This window comes from Francisella sciaenopsi, assembly GCF_045862875.1.
Taxonomy (GTDB): Bacteria; Pseudomonadota; Gammaproteobacteria; order Francisellales; family Francisellaceae; genus Francisella; species Francisella sciaenopsi.
The window spans coordinates 235,208-253,523 of record NZ_BTHG01000002.1 but is presented as its reverse complement, the minus strand read 5'-3'; the positions used below and the strand labels follow the sequence as shown (position 1 = coordinate 253,523).

Here is an 18,316-nt window from a genome sequence, read left to right as displayed (position 1 = left end):
CTTAAGTTTTATATTTCACAAATTGTAAACCATTATTTATTTTAATGATTTACAATATCATTATATAAAAACAAAGTTTTTTAAATATTTTTACAGCAGCTTAAATATTTAAATTTTTTCTTATTTTGACTATTTAATAGACTTAAAATAAACTAACTCAATAAAGTGATTTTGATTTTATAAATATGGATAACAAAAAAAATATTCTAATAACTGGTTGCTCCCATGGTGGAATTGGTTATGCTACAGCTATCTATCTTCGAGATAAGGGATATCAAGTTTTTGCTTCTGCTAGAAAGCAAGAAGATGTAGATAAGCTTAAAGCTGAAGGCTTTGATACTTACTTGATAGATGTCACTAATTATCAGCAGGTTGATCAGGCTTTAGAGGCTATTTTAGCTAAAACTGCTGGCAAATTAGATGCTGTATTTAATAATGCTGGATTTGGACAAGTTGGCGCATTAGAAGATATCGATACGCAATTTATCAAAAAGCAGTTTGAAACCAATGTATTTGCTGTACACAATCTAACTAATAAAGCTATAAAAATTATGCGTAAACAAGGTCATGGAAAAATAATACAACATAGTTCAATATTAGGGCTTATTGGCATGAGGTATCGCGGATCATACGTGGCTAGTAAGTACGCTCTAGAAGGTATGACTGATACTATGCGACTTGAGCTTAGGGATACCAATATTTTTATTAGTCTATTAAATACTGGTCCTGTAACAAGTAAATTTAGAGAGAATGCACTAAAGACTATCGATAATGTTGAAGTAGAAAACTCACCTCACAATAAAGAATACTATAGAATAATGCTTGGTAACCACAAACCTATCCCATTTAACTTACCAGCAATTGAAGTAGCCAAAGTTGTTGAAAAAATTCTTATAGCAAAAAAACCAAGACCTAGATACTTTATAACAAAAGCAACTTGGATAATGGCAACATTAAAAAAAATATTGCCCACAAATACTCTTGATAAAATTTTAAGAAAATATTAATTAGTATTTTTCCGAATATCTTCTTGAATCATAGTCATTATAGAACCATAGTTTGGTGTTATATACTTCTCACTCGAAGCAAATGTACCTTTAGCTAATTGCTGACTTTGGAGTTTATCTGTTAGTAAAATAACTCCTAAATTTTCTTTAGGATCTATGACTGTAACCATACCGGTAAATCCTGTATGACCATAAGATTTATTACTTGCATAATCTCCCATCATCCAAGTCATTTTTTTATTATCACCAGCGAGTCTCCAGCCTATACCATAAGTATCGTCTGTTCCTACAGGTGAAATAAATAAATCTATAGTTCTTTGATCAAATAAGGTTACATTATCATAGCTACCATCATTTAATAAAACTTTAACTAAAATTTCTAAATCTTCAACACTACCAAACAAACCAGCGTGTCCAGATACTCCTCCCATACTATAAAAGACTTTTTCATCATGAGAGTTACCTCTTATGGGAGTTTCACGCATATTATTATATGGCGATTTCTGACCATACTGATCAACAGACCAATTACCTATTGCTGTTTGGGCTATTTGTTCAACGCTAATCCCTTTATTTAAAGGATTATAAGTTAAATCTATCCCTAATGGTTGATAAATTTCTTGTTCAACATATTGATTTAGCGGCATTTTTGTAATGTTTTCAATAATTGTTCCCAAGAGTATAAAATCTGTATCACTATATATATTTTTCGTACTAGGATCATACTCCCTTGGTACAACAAGATGATTTGGATTATTACCACTATCATTTCTACCTGTTATGAAATCTATAGTTGTTGCTCTATCTTGCGAATAGAAACCATTTTGTTCTACTGTTTTACCATTATACATAACATCATTTTTATTATAAAAATTTACTTCAGGACCAAAACCTGCTGTATGTTCAGCAACTTGTTTAACTGTAATATCTTTATAAGGATATCCTTCTATATAGTCAGCAACTGGCTTATTAAGATCTAACTTCTCTTGATATACTAAATGCATCATAGAAAAGACCGTTGAATAAATTTTTGTTAAAGATGCTAAATCGAATTTAGTATCAATAGTCATTGGTATTCTGCTTGATTGCTCCAAATAACAACCTACTGGAATACTATAATCAATATTCGTAGTACAATTAGGCTTAAACATATTTCTATAGCCATATGCTGTTTGTTTTATTACTTCACCATTTTTTATAACTGCTAAAACAGCTCCACCAAAACCATCATTAACATCATTACTAATAGTTTGATCGACATTCTCAAAAATATTAACTTCTGAGAATCCTTGACCAGCACATGCTGTACCCAATAGAAGCAATGATACTGAAAAAATATTTTTAAACATAAGAAAATTCATAAAATTATTATTTGAGGAGTAAATATAAACCAAAAAACTTAATTTTAATAGTTAATTATTTTAAATTAATAAACATTGAATTATAATTTATTTAATTACTCCTATATTTATATAATGCCCAACCTACTAATATAAAAATCATTGGCCCTAAGATCAACTCAGATTCATATAGCACAATATCATAAAAGCTTGTCATTTCGCTTGGTGGTTGAAAGCTAAATATTATACCTAATGATGTCGATGCAAATACTAATACTGCAAATAAATATTTTATCCTATGATTCATAAGCTTGATATAAGCGATTACAAGATATAAGTAAGGGATAAAATAAAGTACAGTCGCCATAAGAATCAATATTTGATACATCGCATCAACTGACGGCAACAAGTTTGTAAATATAACTATAAATGTGACCAATACACCCATAAATATCAAAGCATTTCTTGGAGAGTCATGTTTGTTCGTTTTATGTAACCAATCCGGCAAAATCCCTTTAGGAGTACATTTAAAGAACATAATAACAGGTGCTAATAACCAAATACTAACTGCGGCAAATTCAGCAAATGTTAATAAAAATGCCATTAGCTTAGGAAACCATGCCCAATAAAATTGATGCCCTATAATCTCAAATGCAGTCATCAAACCAGATGCCTTACCAATATCATCAGGTGATGCTACCAGATTCAGAGCTACTGTACCCAGTATATATAGTCCAAGTAATATAAAAGCAGATAAAATCAAACCATTGTAGAGATTTTTCTTAGCGTCTCTAACAGAGTTGGCAAAAGTAGGAATTATCTCAATACCAGCCATAGCAAACATGATAATAGTCAAAGTAGAAAGATTATCCCACGAGCTACCATGAGGAACTATATTAACCACAGAAAAATCAGTAGCACTATGTCCTACAGCTAAATAAGCTGCAACCCCTAAAATGATTATCACAATAGCAGGTATAAACGAACCTAAAATACCTCCGATATCTACTAGATATTTGTTTGCCTTTAGACCATAAAAGCTAATTACCGTAATCAACCAAAAAGCTATCAATACAACTACAGTGATATAATAATGATTTTCGACCAATTCAGGCTTACCAATAAAATAAGCAAAATTTGTGGCCAAAAATATTAGAACTGCTGGATAATAAAATATCGTATTAATCCAATAAAGCCACGCAACCATAAAGCCTGACTTTTCACCCAAAGCTCTAGTAGTCCAAGCATACATGCCTCCCTCATCAGGATATTTACGTGATAGTTGTGTAGCTATAACGACTAGTGGTAAGAAAAATACCAAAGCACCAAGTATCCAAAAAAATATTGCTGATGCTCCTAAACCTGCAGCAACAGGTATCCAACGGATACCAAAGTTAGCAGTGACCGCCATTATAGTGACATCTTTTAACCCAAGAACTTTATTATCTGTTGAGATTGAACCCATAATAATATATTACTCGTTAATAATTCATAGAATGATTATATACATCATAATTAAGAATAAATATTCTATAAGCTTATTTTTTTAATGATGAATTTGATTTTTAGACAAGAGAAATATGAAAATTTAAATATAATCTTTAGATGATATCCAAAATATATCTAACAAGAGATACTTTTGGATATTAAGACTAATATTACATCATGCCTGGCATACCACCCATGCCACCCATAGGCATAGCTGGAGCATCTTCTTTGATCTCAGCAACCATAGCTTCTGTAGTGATCATAAGACCAGCGATTGATGCAGCATGTTGTAGAGCTGAACGAGTAACTTTAGTAGGATCTAAGATACCCATCTCAACCATATCACCATAAGTATCATTAGCAGCATTATAGCCATAGTTACCTTCTTTAGCTTTTACTTCGTTAACAACTACAGAAGACTCACCGCCAGCATTTGATACGATTTGTCTTAATGGTGCTTCGATTGCTTTTTTAAGTAAGGCGATACCGTGATTTTGGTCATCATTTTCACCAGTTAAGCCATCAAGAGCTTTTTGAGCTCTAATAAGAGCAACACCACCACCAGCAACGATACCTTCTTCTACAGCTGCACGAGTTGCATGAAGAGCATCATCCACACGATCTTTTTTCTCTTTCATCTCAGCTTCTGTAACAGCACCAACTCTAATTACAGCAACACCACCAGATAGCTTAGCTAATCTTTCTTGTAGCTTCTCTTTATCATAATCAGAAGTAGCTTCAGCAACATTTGCTTTTAATTGATTAACTCTATTAGCAATAGATTCTTTATTACCAGCACCATCAATGATAGTAGTATCATCTTTAGATACTTGTACTCTACTAGCTGTACCTAAGTGCTCCATATTAGCTTCTTCTAGCTTCATACCTAGATCTTCAGATATAACTGTAGCACCTGTTAAGATTGCGATATCTTCTAGCATAGCCTTTCTTCTATCACCAAAACCAGGAGCTTTAACAGCACATACTTTCACTACACCACGCATATTGTTGACAACTAAAGTAGCTAAAGCTTCACTCTCAACATCTTCAGCGATGATCAGTAGAGCTTTACCTGACTTAGAAACACCTTCTAATACAGGAAGTAACTCACGAATATTAGAGATTTTCTTATCAACTAGTAAGATATATGGGCTTTCCAAATCAGTAGTCATGTTCTCTTGGTTTGTCGCAAAATATGGAGATAAATAGCCTCTATCAAATTGCATACCTTCAACCACATCAAGCTCATCTTCAAAGCCTTTGCCTTCTTCTACAGTGATCACACCTTCTTTACCAACTTTTGCCATAGCTTCAGCGATAAGCTTACCTACAGTAGAGTCAGAGTTTGCAGAGATTGTACCAACTTGCTCGATAGATTTAGTATCTGAACAAGGTTTAGAAAGTACTTTTAGCTCTTCTACTAATTTAGCAGCAGCTTTATCGATACCTCTTTTTAGATCCATAGGGTTCATACCCGCTGCAACAGCTTTTAGACCTTCCGTAAGTAGCGCTTGAGCAAGTACGGTAGCTGTAGTAGTACCATCACCTGCTACGTCTGCAGTTTTGGAAGCTACTTCTTTAACTATTTGAGCACCCATATTTTCAAACTTATCTTCTAGTTCGATCTCTTTAGCAACAGATACACCATCTTTAGTAATTGTTGGTGCACCATAAGCTTTATCTAAAACAACATTACGACCTTTAGGACCTAAAGTAACTTTTACAGCATTAGCTAAAGTATTAACACCATCTAGCATTTTTGCACGAGCTTCATCTGAAAATAAAACTTGTTTTGCAGCCATATTTAATTTCTCCTTTGAAATTTGTAAGATTTTTTAATTATCCGATAATACCCATGATGTCATCTTCTCTCATCATCAGAAGAGTCTCATCATTTACTTTCACTTCACTGCCTGAATATTTACCAAATAGTACTTTATCGCCTACTTTGACATCCATTGGCTGAGTAGAACCGTTGTCTAATTTCTTACCATTCCCAATAGCTACAACCTCACCTTGACTTGGCTTTTCTTGAGCACTACCAGTTAAGATAATTCCACCTGCAGATTTTGCTTCTTCTTCTGCACGACGTACTAATACTCTGTCTTGTAATGGACGAATGTTCATAACAATCTTACTCCTTTGTTAATTATTGTTATTTTGTTTTTTTAAAAAAATGTTTTCAATTTTGTGCAACTTAGAAATCCACATATTCTAAGTACTTGCAAGACTACATATTGAGCCAAAAAAGTCATTTTCAAGAATTTTTTGTATTTTTTTTGTTAGAATTGCTTCATAAAAATTTATTTGTATCTAAGCTGGTTTATTTTGTTAAAGAAAAGTATGAGCTTCACTGCTCGATTAATTCATACCATTGGTTTTGAATTTTTTGGTATAGTAATATTTACTCCATTTGCTATGTTTGTTTTACATAAAGATATGTTTCATATCGCTGGACTTGCTATTATTGTGTCGATAATAGCAATGCTTTGGAATCTTATTTATAACTATATATTTGATATAATCGAACGTAAAGCAGGAATGTGTCGTTCAAAAAGAGGCGTTATCATAAGGGTATTACATGCTATTCTTTTTGAAGCTGGGTTATTGATTGTAACAATTCCGCTTGTTGCATATATGTTAGATATGGGGTTAATAGAGGCTATTATTGTTGATATTGGCTTTGTTATTTTTTATCTTGTATATGCTTTTGTGTATAATTATATTTTTGATAAAATATACTTCTCGATAGTGTTGAAATAACATTTGCACTTATAATAGTATGGTTAAATTCTCTAGTCAGAACAAAATTAAACAAATTGTTGAAATATATAATCTAAGATCTGATCAGAGTATCACTTTAATAGATATCAATGACTATCAACAATCTACAGAAATAACTTGTGGTCCTGCAGCCATTATGAGCTTACTAAATTATTATGGATTACTAGATGATTTAGAAGTAAATAGGCAGACAGAACTTAAGTTTGCAAACAATGCTGATACTGGAAACATATATGGTACAAGAGCTACAAAACTAGCTGAAATATTAAATGGATATGATCTTATTGTCGATATAGGAACACATGGAACAATTGCTCAAATAGAAGAAAACATCAGAAAAGGTATTCCTACCCTAGTAAACTGGTTTGATTGGGGAGGTCACTGGGCCTTGGCGGTAGGGTATCAAAAATTAGGACAAACTATAGAAGAAGATAAAGATCTTATCTTTCTAATTGATCCAGCTTCTCAACACACAAATATTAAGTCACCTTATGGTTTAACTATATTAAATCCAAATAAGTTTGAAAAAATGTGGATAGATTCTGAAGGAGTTACTGGAATATATATTACTGCTAGACCTAAAACTTATAAGTATTGAACATTTATTTACTGCATAATTATTAATGACTTTTAGATAGCTTTCTATTATCCTAAAATTATTACACCCATAGCTTAACCGGATAGAGCGTCGCCCTCCGGAGGCGGATGCGGGGGTTCGAGTCCCTCTGGGTGTGCCACAGGTCTTATTAATCAGCTTAGTTTTCCTTTTTTCACCATTCTTAATATGAGCAATAGTAACAATGCAAATAGTGATGTAGTTATCATAGTTAAAGCAATCGGCAAAGCAGATGTTGCAGGAAATGACATAGCAATACCAACTACTATTGCACTTAATGATAACTCCATTGTTCCAAACATCGCAGAAGCCACCCCTGCAATTTCAAAAAATGGTTCCATACCTCCACTAGCTCCGGCTCCTGCAGCAATAGCACAGCCAAAAGCAGCAAAAAAACATGGTGCAAAAAACATCCACAAACTCAAGCCAAATCCAACATAAGAAGCTAATGATAAAATCCCAGCAATCAATATACATACCACACCAACTATCGTAGTTCTGAAAACACCTAAATGATTAACTATCACCCCAGCAAACACAGCACCTGCCAAGTAAGCAATTCCCGTAAACGCAAACATGATATAGATTTTTGTATAAGGATCTTCTAAATAAACTATGATGTAAGGAATCATAGTAAAAAATATTAAAAATGCTGACATTCCTGATACTGCTGAAATTGAGTACGCCCAAAATTGTAGAGACTTAGATACTGTCCAATATCTAGAAATTATATCAAAAGAGAATTTCTTTCTTCTCTCAACAGGTAAGCTTTCTTGAACAAAAAATAGAATTATAAAAAGAGACATTACAGCAAGAATAAACAAAAAAACAAATATAGACTGCCAATTGAACAGTAGCGCTAGAGTAACACCAATTGGAGGCCCGAGTATTGGAGACATTGAAACTATGGCATCTACTAAATTGTATACCATCGAGCTTTGTTTTCCTGAGAAAGAATCTCTAATTATGGCAAAAGTTACAACACTTAATCCACAAGCTCCTGTCGCTTGAATTATTCTGGAGAATATTAAAAATTTAACTCCTGGAGAAAGTATACAAAATACTGTTCCAGCTAAGAATAATACAGCAGACATAAGAATTACTTTATATCTTCCAACCTGATCAGACAATGGTCCTAAAATTAGCTGACCAACTCCGGATACTATAAGGAATACAGAGACTGTTAATTGAGCCATCGACTGTGTTGTATGCAAACTCTTACCCATAATAGGTAATACTGGAATATATGCTTCCATAGCTAATTCACATGCAAGAATCGGCGGAGCCAACACCAATACTGTTTTTAGAGGAGAATGTTTCCACATATTTGAAATAACTATTTTTAACAAAACTCAATTCCTATACAATATCAAATTTTTTTAAAAAAATACAATTCACAAATCACGATTAATTATAAAATAGATAAGTTTAAATATTCGCTAAAAATTTGCTTATTTTGTTACTACATAGAAAACATTGCACCCCTAATTTAACTGGATAAGGTAGCTCCTCTAGAGTGAATTTGTGGGATAGATCTCTTTAAGGTAAGTCATATAAATATACCTAACTCTTACAAATAAAAATACTATCAAAATGTTTAATAGTTACAACCAAGAAAAGATTTATTGAAAAAAGTTTACACAAAAACTATAATCTACACAATTGTTGATAATAATTATCATTTATGGAATAAGTAAATGTCAAAATACAAGACTAAAACACAATATTTAATTAGAGGGTATCTGCATAATTGCCCTGTCGCATACAGAAACAGGCTTTTATCCTTAGGGTTACTACCTGGAAAAATCCTTGAGATCAAGCGCAAAGCTATTTTTGGTGGCCCATGCCAAGTCAGCGTTAGAAATGCTGATATTTCAATACGTATAAAAGAGCTAGATTTATTAGATCTAGAGGAGATCAAATCATGAGATATGCCTTAGTAGGTAATCCAAATTGCGGTAAGACAACAATATTTAATGTCCTTACAGGACTTAACCAAAAAGTTGGAAACTGGTCTGGTGTTACAGTAGATAAAAAAGTAGGATATTTTAAAGTTGACGATCAACAAGTTGAGATTGTTGATATTCCTGGCATATATAGTCTATCCGCATCAGATAATAGTTCTATAGATGAGCAAATAGCATTTAACTATGTTATCCAAGAAAAACCAGATGCTATCATAAATGTGTTAGATGCATCTAATCTTGAAAGAAGTATGTATCTGACTATTCAGCTATTAGAATTAAATGTCCCTATGATCTTAGCCATCAATATGGTTGATGTTGCTAATAAAAATGGCATCGTAATCAACTTTGATGGCTTGTCTAAACTCTTAGGAATAAATGTTTTTCCTGTGATAGGATCAAAAGGTGTAGGTATAAATGAGCTTAAAAATGCTCTTGTAAAACCACAACTAACTCCACATTATGACCTAAGATCTCACTACTCCAAAGATATATTAGCATTAGATAATCAATTACAACAACTACGCCAATCTGATATTGCAAATCTATGGTTAGCAGGAGAGCTCTATGAAGGTAGAACTATTCAGTTAGAGCATGACTCTCCGGATATTAATATTAATTCACTACTTACTGAACATGCCAAGCTAATAACAAACTCAGGACATAAGATACCTGAAATTCGTTATAGTATTGTTGATGACATTATTGAAAAAACTGTAAATTATACAACTTCAAAATCTCGTAGAAATATAACCCAAATATTAGATTCTGTATGTATGAATCGTTTTTTAGGTATACCCGTGTTTCTTATGATGATGTATCTAATGTTCTTTTTCTCAATTACGTTTGGATCTGCTGTTCAACCTTTATTTGATGACTTTACAGCATCAATATTTATAGATGGTGTAGCATACTACTCAAATGCTATTGGTCTACCTGAACAGTTGACCATGATACTCTCTCAAGGCTTAGGTACAGGTATTAATACTGTTCTTGCTTTTATTCCACAAATAGGATTCTTGTTTATATTTCTATCTTTACTTGAAGACTCCGGATATATGTCAAGAGCTGCATTTGTTATCGATAGATTTATGCAATCTATAGGATTATCTGGCAAAGCTTTTGTACCCATGATTGTCGGTTTTGGGTGTAATGTTGCTTCAATAATGGCATCTAGAACATTAGAAACCCGAGAGGATCGTCTAATGACTATTATGATGGCACCATTTATGTCATGTGGAGCTAGACTTGCTATCTTCTCGGTGTTCGCAACAGCATTTTTTCCAGAGCATGGAGCATCTGTAATATTTTTATTATATTTACTAGGAATTATCGCTGCAATTCTGACAGGATATGTTATTAAATTCACATTCCTGAAGAATGAAGCAACTCCTTTCGTACTAGATATACCAAAATATCACTTACCACACTTTAGTACAATTATGCTTTATAGCTGGAATCGCTTAAAATCATTCCTACTTAAAGCTGGTAAAGTTATTGTCCCAATAGCTATTATTATTGGTAGCCTAAACAGTATTAATGTTACTAAAAACGAATCAGCTCTTAGCTATGCAGGTAAACAAATAACTCCAATATTTGCACCTATGGGAGTTAGTGATGATAACTGGCAAGCTACCGTTGGCTTAATGACAGGAGTACTTGCAAAAGAGGTTGTAGTAGGTACGTTAAACACTCTTTATACGCAAGATGATAGTCAAGGTATTCCTGATAGCTATAGCATTACAGATAACTTCAAAAATGCTATTTATACAACTTGGGATAACCTTTTCAACATGGATCTAAACCCAATCACAAGTAATGAGGCAGATGCTAATATGAGTAGCTCTGCTATGGGTAATATGACAAGTAAATTTAGCTCTGGGCTAGCTGCATTTTCATATCTACTATTTGTATTGCTATATATACCATGCATCTCGGTGATTGGTGCAACAGTTAGAGAATCTACTCGAGGCTGGGCAATACTATCTATACTATGGAGTTCAACTATAGCCTACACTTCTGCTGTAGTTGTATATCAACTTGGTAATATATTCAATACCCCAGTCAAATCAATTATATATAGCACAATTGCCATAATTGGATTAGGTATTGTAATTGCTATAATGAGATATCTCTCAACTAGAATCAAGTTTGTAGCAAATTTAACTGGTTGCTCAACTTGCCAAGTTAGAAAATAAATCATATTTTAACTGTTAAATATTCACATCAAAAAGTAAATAATAATCAAATCTTGAATATATAACTGTCTTCAAGATAAGAAACTCCCTCTTATTAAATGATATTGATTATCATTATTAATTATATATAATACTAAATTATCTTCATTTTTTGGTATAAAAATGTTTGAACTTTTCAAAAGAATATTAATTCTCATATTTGGAATATCAGTTGCATTTGGTTTTTCGAATGCCAACAATGCAATCCTTTCACAAGATGGTCCTTTGGGCATAGTTAGTATTGGTCAACAACAATTAAAAGATAATTCATCTGAACAAGCTATACCTAAAGAATCTTCAAAAAATACTAATGATTCCAGTATTGATGATAAAACAGCAATGCAAGAGATGAAAAAAGAAATGGCAGAAATGCGTCGTCAAATGCAAGAAATGAGAAAGCAACAAAAAGAGCTTGAAAGTTTAGCGAATAACAAATCTCAATTCACCACATACTCATCAAAAGTTAATACCGAAATTCCCATGAACTCCTCTGTTGAGGAACCAGAACTAGGTGGTAACACCACTGCTGTAGATATTCTAGAAAATGTCAACATAGAAGGCTCAATTATTGATAACAAAACAAATACATTCGGAGGTATATTTAATGATAAAGGAGGAGTTGATGTTGGTGGAGCTCCAGCTATTACAACAGGGGGTAAACTTACTTTCTTGGGTTCTTATTCTGGCAACAATAGTGTTCCAATAGGACAAATCCCAGACAACTTATTTGCTTCAACATTGCTAGGTCAAAGAGAGCAATTTGATGATTATTCAATATTTTTTGGAGCCTTTCTTGAAGCTGATGCACAAACTTTCTTTGGTAGCAAAGGAATCAGAGATATTCAAGGTAATATTCTATCTGCAACTGGACAAAATATCTATTTAACTACAGCAAACCTATATTTCCTATCAAATATTGGACACTATGTAACGGCACAATTTGATTTTGATACTGATGAATCTGGAAATTTTGGACTAGGCAATGCTTTTGTTATTTTTGGAAACTTAGATGCCTCGCCTTTTTTCGTGACTGTAGGTAAAAGCTATCTTTCTGTCGGTGCTTATGGAGGTGGCGGTCCCTTAACTAACGGTATTACACAAAATCTTTTTGAACCAGGTCAAGTAACTAACATATCCATAAATTATAAAGATGATATTTGGAATGCTAATATTGCAATATCGGGATCTGATGATAGGCGTGCTAATTTTTCGACTGGTATTTTCTATGCTGACAATTGGTCTAAAGACTTAGCAGTTGGTTTAAATGCTGGATATATATACAATTTAGCTGCCAGCTCAGATTCCGGAGATTTTGAACAATTCCTAGATCAAATAGATCATCAAACAGATAATATTGGTTCCTTCAATATAGATGCTAACTTTACATACAACATGTTTGGAGGTCTCTTAAACCTTGGTAGTGGTTGGGCAACAACAACCAATAAAGAAGACTTTAATGGCAATGGTAATAATGTACTTGCTGGAGGTTGGTATGTTGCTGCTAACTATTCATTAACATTAGGGGATAAAGATACCAACTTCGGTGTTTCTTATGGACAAACATACAATGCTGCTCAAATTCCGATGCAGCTAGCATCATCTCCTATAAGCTTTGATTTATCAACATCAGGCATTAAAGAGCAACTTATTTTTTCAGCACAAAGAGCATATTTTGATGATAACGTTTTGTTTGGGCCAGAATATGTCTATCAAAAATTATATGATGGTAATCATATGAATACTATTACTCTAGACATGTCTGTTTATATTTAATTTTATATGAAAGGAGGATTTAATGAATAAACTAATAAAATTTTCTTACATATTATTGCTATGTATAGCAACTATATCATGTGGGATTATATCAAATGATAAATTCATATTTATAGGTCATGGAGCTACTACTCCAGATTACCAACTATACTATGATAAAACTAAAAGTTTATTTATTTTAATTAATAAGAGAGATGGTTGTTTTCAAAAAGATGATACTGGAACTTGTTTAGCTTTTACTCATGAGCAAGCTGAAGTATTTAGAAAAAATGTCTTACATAAAATGATTGAAATTAAGTCAGAGATTGAGAAAAAATCATTAACAGAAAAGCAAATTGAAGAAATCAAAAAATCAGGACTTGCAACTTCTAGTATAAAGCTTAATATTGGTGATGTTTATGCAACACCTGTTAGACAAATTCTAATAAATAGAAAGCAAGAGTATAGCTTAATCAGAGATAGCTATAAATTACGTGCAAGAATAGGAGCAATAGTTGTACCTGATGGTAAAGAAACTTATATAAAAATTGCTTATAGTGTGAGTTTTCCTGAAATAAGAGAAAGATATGGCTTTGAGTTAAGACCATTTATTATAGATCCTGACTATTTTTATACGCATATGACAGAAGATGCTATTAAAAAAGCTTTAACCACGCAAAGAACAGTTTTAAAAGAAAATAAGAGTGTCAACAATACATTAAATAAATATTTAAAAAAAGTGGCTAGCCAAGATAGCTAGACTACTTGCCACTAGAAAATTTTAACTCTTCACAATATAGAGTTATAATTAATTATGGATAATACAGGGAGACTATAATGGAACTTAAATTAGATAATAAACAAGAAGTTATAAATCAATTAAACAATATATTAGAATTAGAAATGTCTGGAATTGTACGCTATACACACTATTCTTTAATGATTATAGGACATAATAGAATCCCTATAGTCAGTTGGATGCAATCTCAAGCAAAAGAAAGCTTGACTCATGCTACTGAAGCAGGTGAATTAATAACACACTTTGGTGAACACCCATCTTTAAAAATTGCAAACTTAACCGAGACATATCAACACAATATTAATGATATATTAATTGAAAGTTTAGAGCATGAGAAAAGAGCAGTAGAAGCTTATTATAAACTTTTAAAACTTGTTAGTGGAAAATCTATAATACTAGAAGAATATGCTAGAAAACTTATAATTGAAGAGGAAACGCATATTGGTGAAGTAGAAAAAATGCTAAGAAAACCAGAATAACTAATCAATTCTAACTTATATAAAAAATACTGTCTAATTGCTTACATCTTCGCTGTTGTACAAGCTTCAGGATGGATTATAAAGTATCTAATAATCTATAATAGTGCTAAAATTCAGATGTAAATCTAAGTTTAAGGCTTGCATGCTTAATAATAATTTAAAAACTACTGTTGCAATAATTGGTGCTGGTCCATCTGGCTCAGTTGCAGCAGCAATACTAGTCAAAAAAGGTTATGATGTAATTATCATTGAAAGACAAATATTCCCAAGATTCTCAATTGGTGAAAGCCTCTTACCTCAATCAATGCAGTATTTTGAAGAGGCTGATATGCTTGATGTCATCAAACAACAAGCGATATTTCAGCATAAAAATGGGGCTGCTTTTAATAATAATATTAACTCTATTTCTATAGATTTTAATCAAAAATTCACAGCAGGTTATGGTAATACTTTTCAGGTTAAACGAGGGATTTTCGATAAAGCTTTAGCTGATAAAGCTCAAGAACTAGGTACAAAAATATTTTATAATATTGAAGTTATCCATGTAGCTGAAGAAATAGACAATATTATTCTAACCATCAAAAATCTTGAAACTCAAGAACAATATAAATTAGAAGCTGATTTCATACTTGATGCTAGTGGTTTTGGGAGAGTACTACCAAGATTACTTAATCTTGAAAAACCTTCTAACTTTCCAATGCGACAATCATATTTTTGTCATATAGAGGATAATATTACTGATGAAAGTTTCGATCGCAATAAAATTCTTATAAGTGTTCATCCAGAGCATCGAGATATTTGGTACTGGCTAATACCTTTCGCTGACGGAACATCATCTATCGGCGTAGTTGCAAAGCCGGAAAGCTTCATTGATAGCAATACCAATATGCAAAATCTAGATAGCTTTATAAAGCAAATGCCATATTTAGCAAACTTAACATCAGCCTCGACACTGAAATCTGATGTTCAAACTATCAAAGGTTACTCATCAAATGTTTCTAAACTTTATGGCAAAAGATTTGCTTTACTTGGTAACGCCGCTGAATTTTTAGACCCTGTATTTTCATCAGGTATAACCATTGCGGTTAAATCAGCATCCTTAGCAGTAAATGCTCTTGATAGACATCTAAAATGTATTGAAGTCGACTGGCAAAAGGAATTTGTTGATGAGTTGTATATAGGTATTAATACTTTTAGAGAATTTGTTAGCGCTTGGTATGAAGGCAGCTTGCAGGATATAATATTTCATAAAAATAGCAGTCCAAATATAAAAGAACAGATCATATCAATCTTAGCTGGATACGCTTGGGATAAAAATAACCCTTTTGTGAAAAATCCTAGACAAGGGATTAGAGCTTTATCAAGATTGTGTTGTTAAAATACTATTTGATAACAACCCCTTTCAATGCAACTCCAGACATTAAGAGACCATCACCACAAACATAAGTATCTTTACTTGATGTAGGATTATTTTTCCAGTTAGATTCGATATCTGCAACCCCTTTACCACCTGCAGCTTGTGATTGCTCTTTTAGATCAACTAGCGCTGAATAAAAAGCCCAATTACAAGACTTCTCATAATGTTTAAATGCTCCATTAGTTCTTTTGCTAGTATATATTGTTCCTTCTGCTGAATAATCAAATGGTTTAGAATCTTTACCAAAATAAAACTTAAAATCACCAAGCTTATTTTTGACTTTCTCGGGCATTACTTCCATAGCATTCTTGATACTTACATCATGAATATCATCTGAAGCATAAACAGATAAAGGTAAAACAAAACAGCCTGCAGCAACCAATGAAAGTAATATCTTTTTCATATTATATTTCCTATAACTTTTAGAGAATTGTGTTAAATTTGTATTAAATATCATATCAATTTTGTGACTAAAGTATAATCTTTATTCTAAAATTTTTTAAAAATCAAAGATGTATTAACTCCACCAAAAGCAAAGTTATTAGTCATCACATACTCAGTCTCTATATGTTGTTTATCTACAAGATAATCTAAACTAGCACACCTTGGATCGACATTTTGTAAATTCACATTTGGGATAAACACACCTCTATTCATCATCTCTATAGTTAGCCATGCTTCAAGCGAGCCACTAGCACCTAATGTATGACCAAAATAGCCCTTTAATGAACTAATGCTAATATCCCTACCAAAAACTTCACGCGTAGCAATACTCTCAGCTATATCTCCAACCTCTGTTGATGTGCCATGAGCATTAACATAACCTATCATATCTGGCGTTATCTGTGCATCTTCTAAAGCAAGTTTAAGAGCAATCTGCATTTTTTCAGCTGTCGGTTGTGTAACATGCTCAGCATCACAATTTGTACCATAGCCCACAACCTCTGCATAAATTTTTGCTCCGCGCTGTTGAGCATGCTCTAATGACTCTAATATCAAAGTAGCACTTCCTTCACCAATAACCAGACCATCTCTATCTTTATCAAAAGGTTTAGGTGCAAGGCTTGGAGTATCATTCATCTGGCTTGTCGCAAATAATGTGTCAAATATTGCAACCTGACTTACACAAAGCTCTTCCGCTCCACCAGCAACCATCACATCCTGCATACCATACTTAATAGCTTCATAAGCATACCCTATAGCTTGACTACTTGAGGTACATGCACTAGATGTTGGGATCAATCTACCAGTTAATCCAAAGAATAAAGCTATATTAACTGCACAAGTATGACTCATACCTTTGATATAAGTTGTTGCATTAACATTGCCAATTTTTTTGTCAGTAAGAATCATCAAAAGATCAGACAATGGTTGTGGACTGCCAGAGCATGATCCATAAGCAACACCTGTTCTACCACTAGTTAATATATCTGTCTTACCAAGTAAATCAGCATCTACTAATGCCTGCGAGGTTGCTACTGTTGCTAACTTTGACACCAAACCCATACCACGTATTTTTTTACGTGGATAATTTGGCATCTTAAAATCCATTACAGGAGCTGCAAGTTTAGTATTAAGACCTTGAATATCATCCCAAGGCATTCTCTTAGTTGCGACTTTTCCAGCCAATAGTGATTCAAAAATAGTATCAGCATCACTACCAAGAGCTGTCACTCCCGACATACCAGTAACAACAACCCTATGCATTAAGCAAGCCCTCCATTAATAGAAATTACCTGTCTTGTTATATAAGCCGCAGCATCCGACATCAGATACTCTGCTAAGCTTGCTACCTCATCTACACTACCCGCCCTTTTCATTGGTATATGCTTGATAATCTCATCATAATGTTCAATATCATCAGTCATTTCTGTATCTATCAAACCAGGTGCTATACAATTTACTGTAATTTTTCTTTTTGCTAACTCTACAGCTAAGGCTTTTGTAGCTCCAATAATACCAGCTTTTGCAGCACTGTAGTTGACCTGTCCTCTATTACCCACGATACCAGATACAGAAGCCATAGTAATAATCCTGCCACCTTTTCTAAGCTGTATCATTGGCATAACACAAGGCTTTAAAACATTATAAAAACCATCAAGATTAGTATCTATGACTCTTGACCAATCATCTTTTGTCATAGCTGGAAATGCAGTATCCCTACAAAGACCTGCATTATTAACCACCCCATAAAATGCACCATAGTTTTCAATATATTTGCCTATAGCTTGTTCTGTTTGCTGATTATCAGAAATGTCAAAACTTATAATATCCGCTTGAAAACCCTTATCAAGAATACTATCACGAACGTTTTCAGCACCAACTTTGTCAGTGTTGTAGTGTATAGTTATATGCCTATTTTCAGCCGCAAGTTTCAGTGCTATAGCCTTACCGATTCCTTTACTAGCACCTGTGACTAATATTCTTTTCATA

At 33.0% G+C, this 18,316-nt stretch carries 17 protein-coding genes and 1 tRNA gene; 10 read left to right on the top strand and 8 right to left on the bottom strand.

Annotated features, from left to right (window positions below; translation table 11 throughout):
* Positions 1-185 precede the first annotated feature (185 nt).
* The gene (locus tag ACKTR7_RS03740) at positions 186-1,007 is read left to right on the top strand and encodes an SDR family NAD(P)-dependent oxidoreductase (RefSeq protein WP_407877075.1); all 822 of its coding nucleotides are present in this window, start codon (positions 186-188) and stop codon (positions 1,005-1,007) included.
* Here ACKTR7_RS03740 and ACKTR7_RS03735 read toward each other — a convergent pair.
* The 4 genes from ACKTR7_RS03735 to ACKTR7_RS03720 all read right to left on the bottom strand — a co-directional run bounded on the left by ACKTR7_RS03735 (position 1,004) and on the right by ACKTR7_RS03720 (position 5,962).
* Positions 1,004-2,356, bottom strand: a complete 1,353-nt coding sequence (locus tag ACKTR7_RS03735; RefSeq protein WP_407877074.1) for a serine hydrolase — start codon at positions 2,354-2,356, stop codon at positions 1,004-1,006. The two genes, ACKTR7_RS03740 and ACKTR7_RS03735, sit on opposite strands and share 4 nt — an antisense overlap.
* A 103-nt stretch (positions 2,357-2,459) precedes the next feature.
* Positions 2,460-3,812, bottom strand: a complete 1,353-nt coding sequence (locus tag ACKTR7_RS03730; RefSeq protein WP_407877073.1) for an APC family permease — start codon at positions 3,810-3,812, stop codon at positions 2,460-2,462.
* 193 nt (positions 3,813-4,005) lie between these two features.
* The gene (groL, locus tag ACKTR7_RS03725) at positions 4,006-5,637 is read right to left on the bottom strand and encodes a chaperonin GroEL (RefSeq protein WP_407877072.1); all 1,632 of its coding nucleotides are present in this window, start codon (positions 5,635-5,637) and stop codon (positions 4,006-4,008) included.
* Between the two features lie 37 nt (positions 5,638-5,674).
* A complete protein-coding gene (locus tag ACKTR7_RS03720; protein ID WP_407877071.1) occupies positions 5,675-5,962 on the bottom strand; it encodes a co-chaperone GroES in 288 nt (95 codons plus the stop codon).
* 216 nt (positions 5,963-6,178) lie between these two features.
* Between ACKTR7_RS03720 and ACKTR7_RS03715 the strand changes: the two genes are divergently transcribed.
* The 3 genes from ACKTR7_RS03715 to ACKTR7_RS03705 all read left to right on the top strand — a co-directional run bounded on the left by ACKTR7_RS03715 (position 6,179) and on the right by ACKTR7_RS03705 (position 7,356).
* Positions 6,179-6,598: a PACE efflux transporter gene (locus ACKTR7_RS03715; RefSeq protein ID WP_407877137.1), complete on the top strand. Its 420-nt coding sequence runs from the start codon at positions 6,179-6,181 to the stop codon at positions 6,596-6,598.
* Positions 6,599-6,617: 19 nt separating this feature from the next.
* The gene (locus ACKTR7_RS03710; RefSeq protein WP_407877070.1) at positions 6,618-7,217 is read left to right on the top strand and encodes a C39 family peptidase; all 600 of its coding nucleotides are present in this window, start codon (positions 6,618-6,620) and stop codon (positions 7,215-7,217) included.
* Positions 7,218-7,280: 63 nt separating this feature from the next.
* A tRNA-Arg gene (locus ACKTR7_RS03705) sits at positions 7,281-7,356 on the top strand.
* Between the two features lie 13 nt (positions 7,357-7,369).
* Here the strand turns inward: ACKTR7_RS03705 and ACKTR7_RS03700 are convergent.
* Positions 7,370-8,560, bottom strand: a complete 1,191-nt coding sequence (locus tag ACKTR7_RS03700) for a multidrug effflux MFS transporter (RefSeq protein ID WP_407877136.1) — start codon at positions 8,558-8,560, stop codon at positions 7,370-7,372.
* Between the two features lie 372 nt (positions 8,561-8,932).
* Between ACKTR7_RS03700 and ACKTR7_RS03695 the strand changes: the two genes are divergently transcribed.
* The 6 genes from ACKTR7_RS03695 (at position 8,933) to ACKTR7_RS03670 (ending at position 15,844) form a co-directional block, all read left to right on the top strand.
* The gene (locus ACKTR7_RS03695; protein ID WP_004287111.1) at positions 8,933-9,163 is read left to right on the top strand and encodes a FeoA domain-containing protein; all 231 of its coding nucleotides are present in this window, start codon (positions 8,933-8,935) and stop codon (positions 9,161-9,163) included.
* Positions 9,160-11,397 (top strand): Fe(2+) transporter permease subunit FeoB, encoded by a 2,238-nt coding sequence (feoB, locus tag ACKTR7_RS03690; RefSeq protein ID WP_407877069.1) that lies wholly within the window; start codon positions 9,160-9,162, stop codon positions 11,395-11,397. The genes ACKTR7_RS03695 and feoB overlap by 4 nt, the downstream gene beginning before the upstream one ends.
* A 162-nt stretch (positions 11,398-11,559) precedes the next feature.
* Complete coding sequence (locus tag ACKTR7_RS03685) at positions 11,560-13,209, top strand: LbtU family siderophore porin (RefSeq protein ID WP_407877068.1); 1,650 nt, start codon at positions 11,560-11,562, stop codon at positions 13,207-13,209.
* Positions 13,210-13,231: 22 nt separating this feature from the next.
* Positions 13,232-13,948, top strand: coding sequence for an FTN_0109 family protein (locus ACKTR7_RS03680; protein WP_407877067.1), 717 nt, complete (start codon positions 13,232-13,234; stop codon positions 13,946-13,948).
* Positions 13,949-14,025: 77 nt separating this feature from the next.
* A complete protein-coding gene (locus ACKTR7_RS03675; protein WP_407877066.1) occupies positions 14,026-14,466 on the top strand; it encodes a ferritin-like domain-containing protein in 441 nt (146 codons plus the stop codon).
* Between the two features lie 142 nt (positions 14,467-14,608).
* Complete coding sequence (locus ACKTR7_RS03670; RefSeq protein ID WP_407877065.1) at positions 14,609-15,844, top strand: NAD(P)/FAD-dependent oxidoreductase; 1,236 nt, start codon at positions 14,609-14,611, stop codon at positions 15,842-15,844.
* A 4-nt stretch (positions 15,845-15,848) separates the two neighbouring features.
* Here the strand turns inward: ACKTR7_RS03670 and ACKTR7_RS03665 are convergent, their stop codons facing one another.
* The 3 genes from ACKTR7_RS03665 to fabG form a co-directional block, all read right to left on the bottom strand.
* Positions 15,849-16,286, bottom strand: a complete 438-nt coding sequence (locus tag ACKTR7_RS03665) for an excinuclease (RefSeq protein ID WP_407877064.1) — start codon at positions 16,284-16,286, stop codon at positions 15,849-15,851.
* An 86-nt stretch (positions 16,287-16,372) separates the two neighbouring features.
* Positions 16,373-17,590, bottom strand: coding sequence for a beta-ketoacyl-ACP synthase (locus ACKTR7_RS03660; protein ID WP_407877063.1), 1,218 nt, complete (start codon positions 17,588-17,590; stop codon positions 16,373-16,375).
* Positions 17,590-18,315 carry a 3-oxoacyl-ACP reductase FabG gene (gene fabG / locus ACKTR7_RS03655; protein ID WP_407877062.1) on the bottom strand — a complete coding sequence of 242 codons (726 nt, stop codon included), beginning with the start codon at positions 18,313-18,315 and terminating at the stop codon, positions 17,590-17,592. The genes ACKTR7_RS03660 and fabG overlap by 1 nt, the downstream gene beginning before the upstream one ends.
* Position 18,316: the final 1 nt, after the last annotated feature.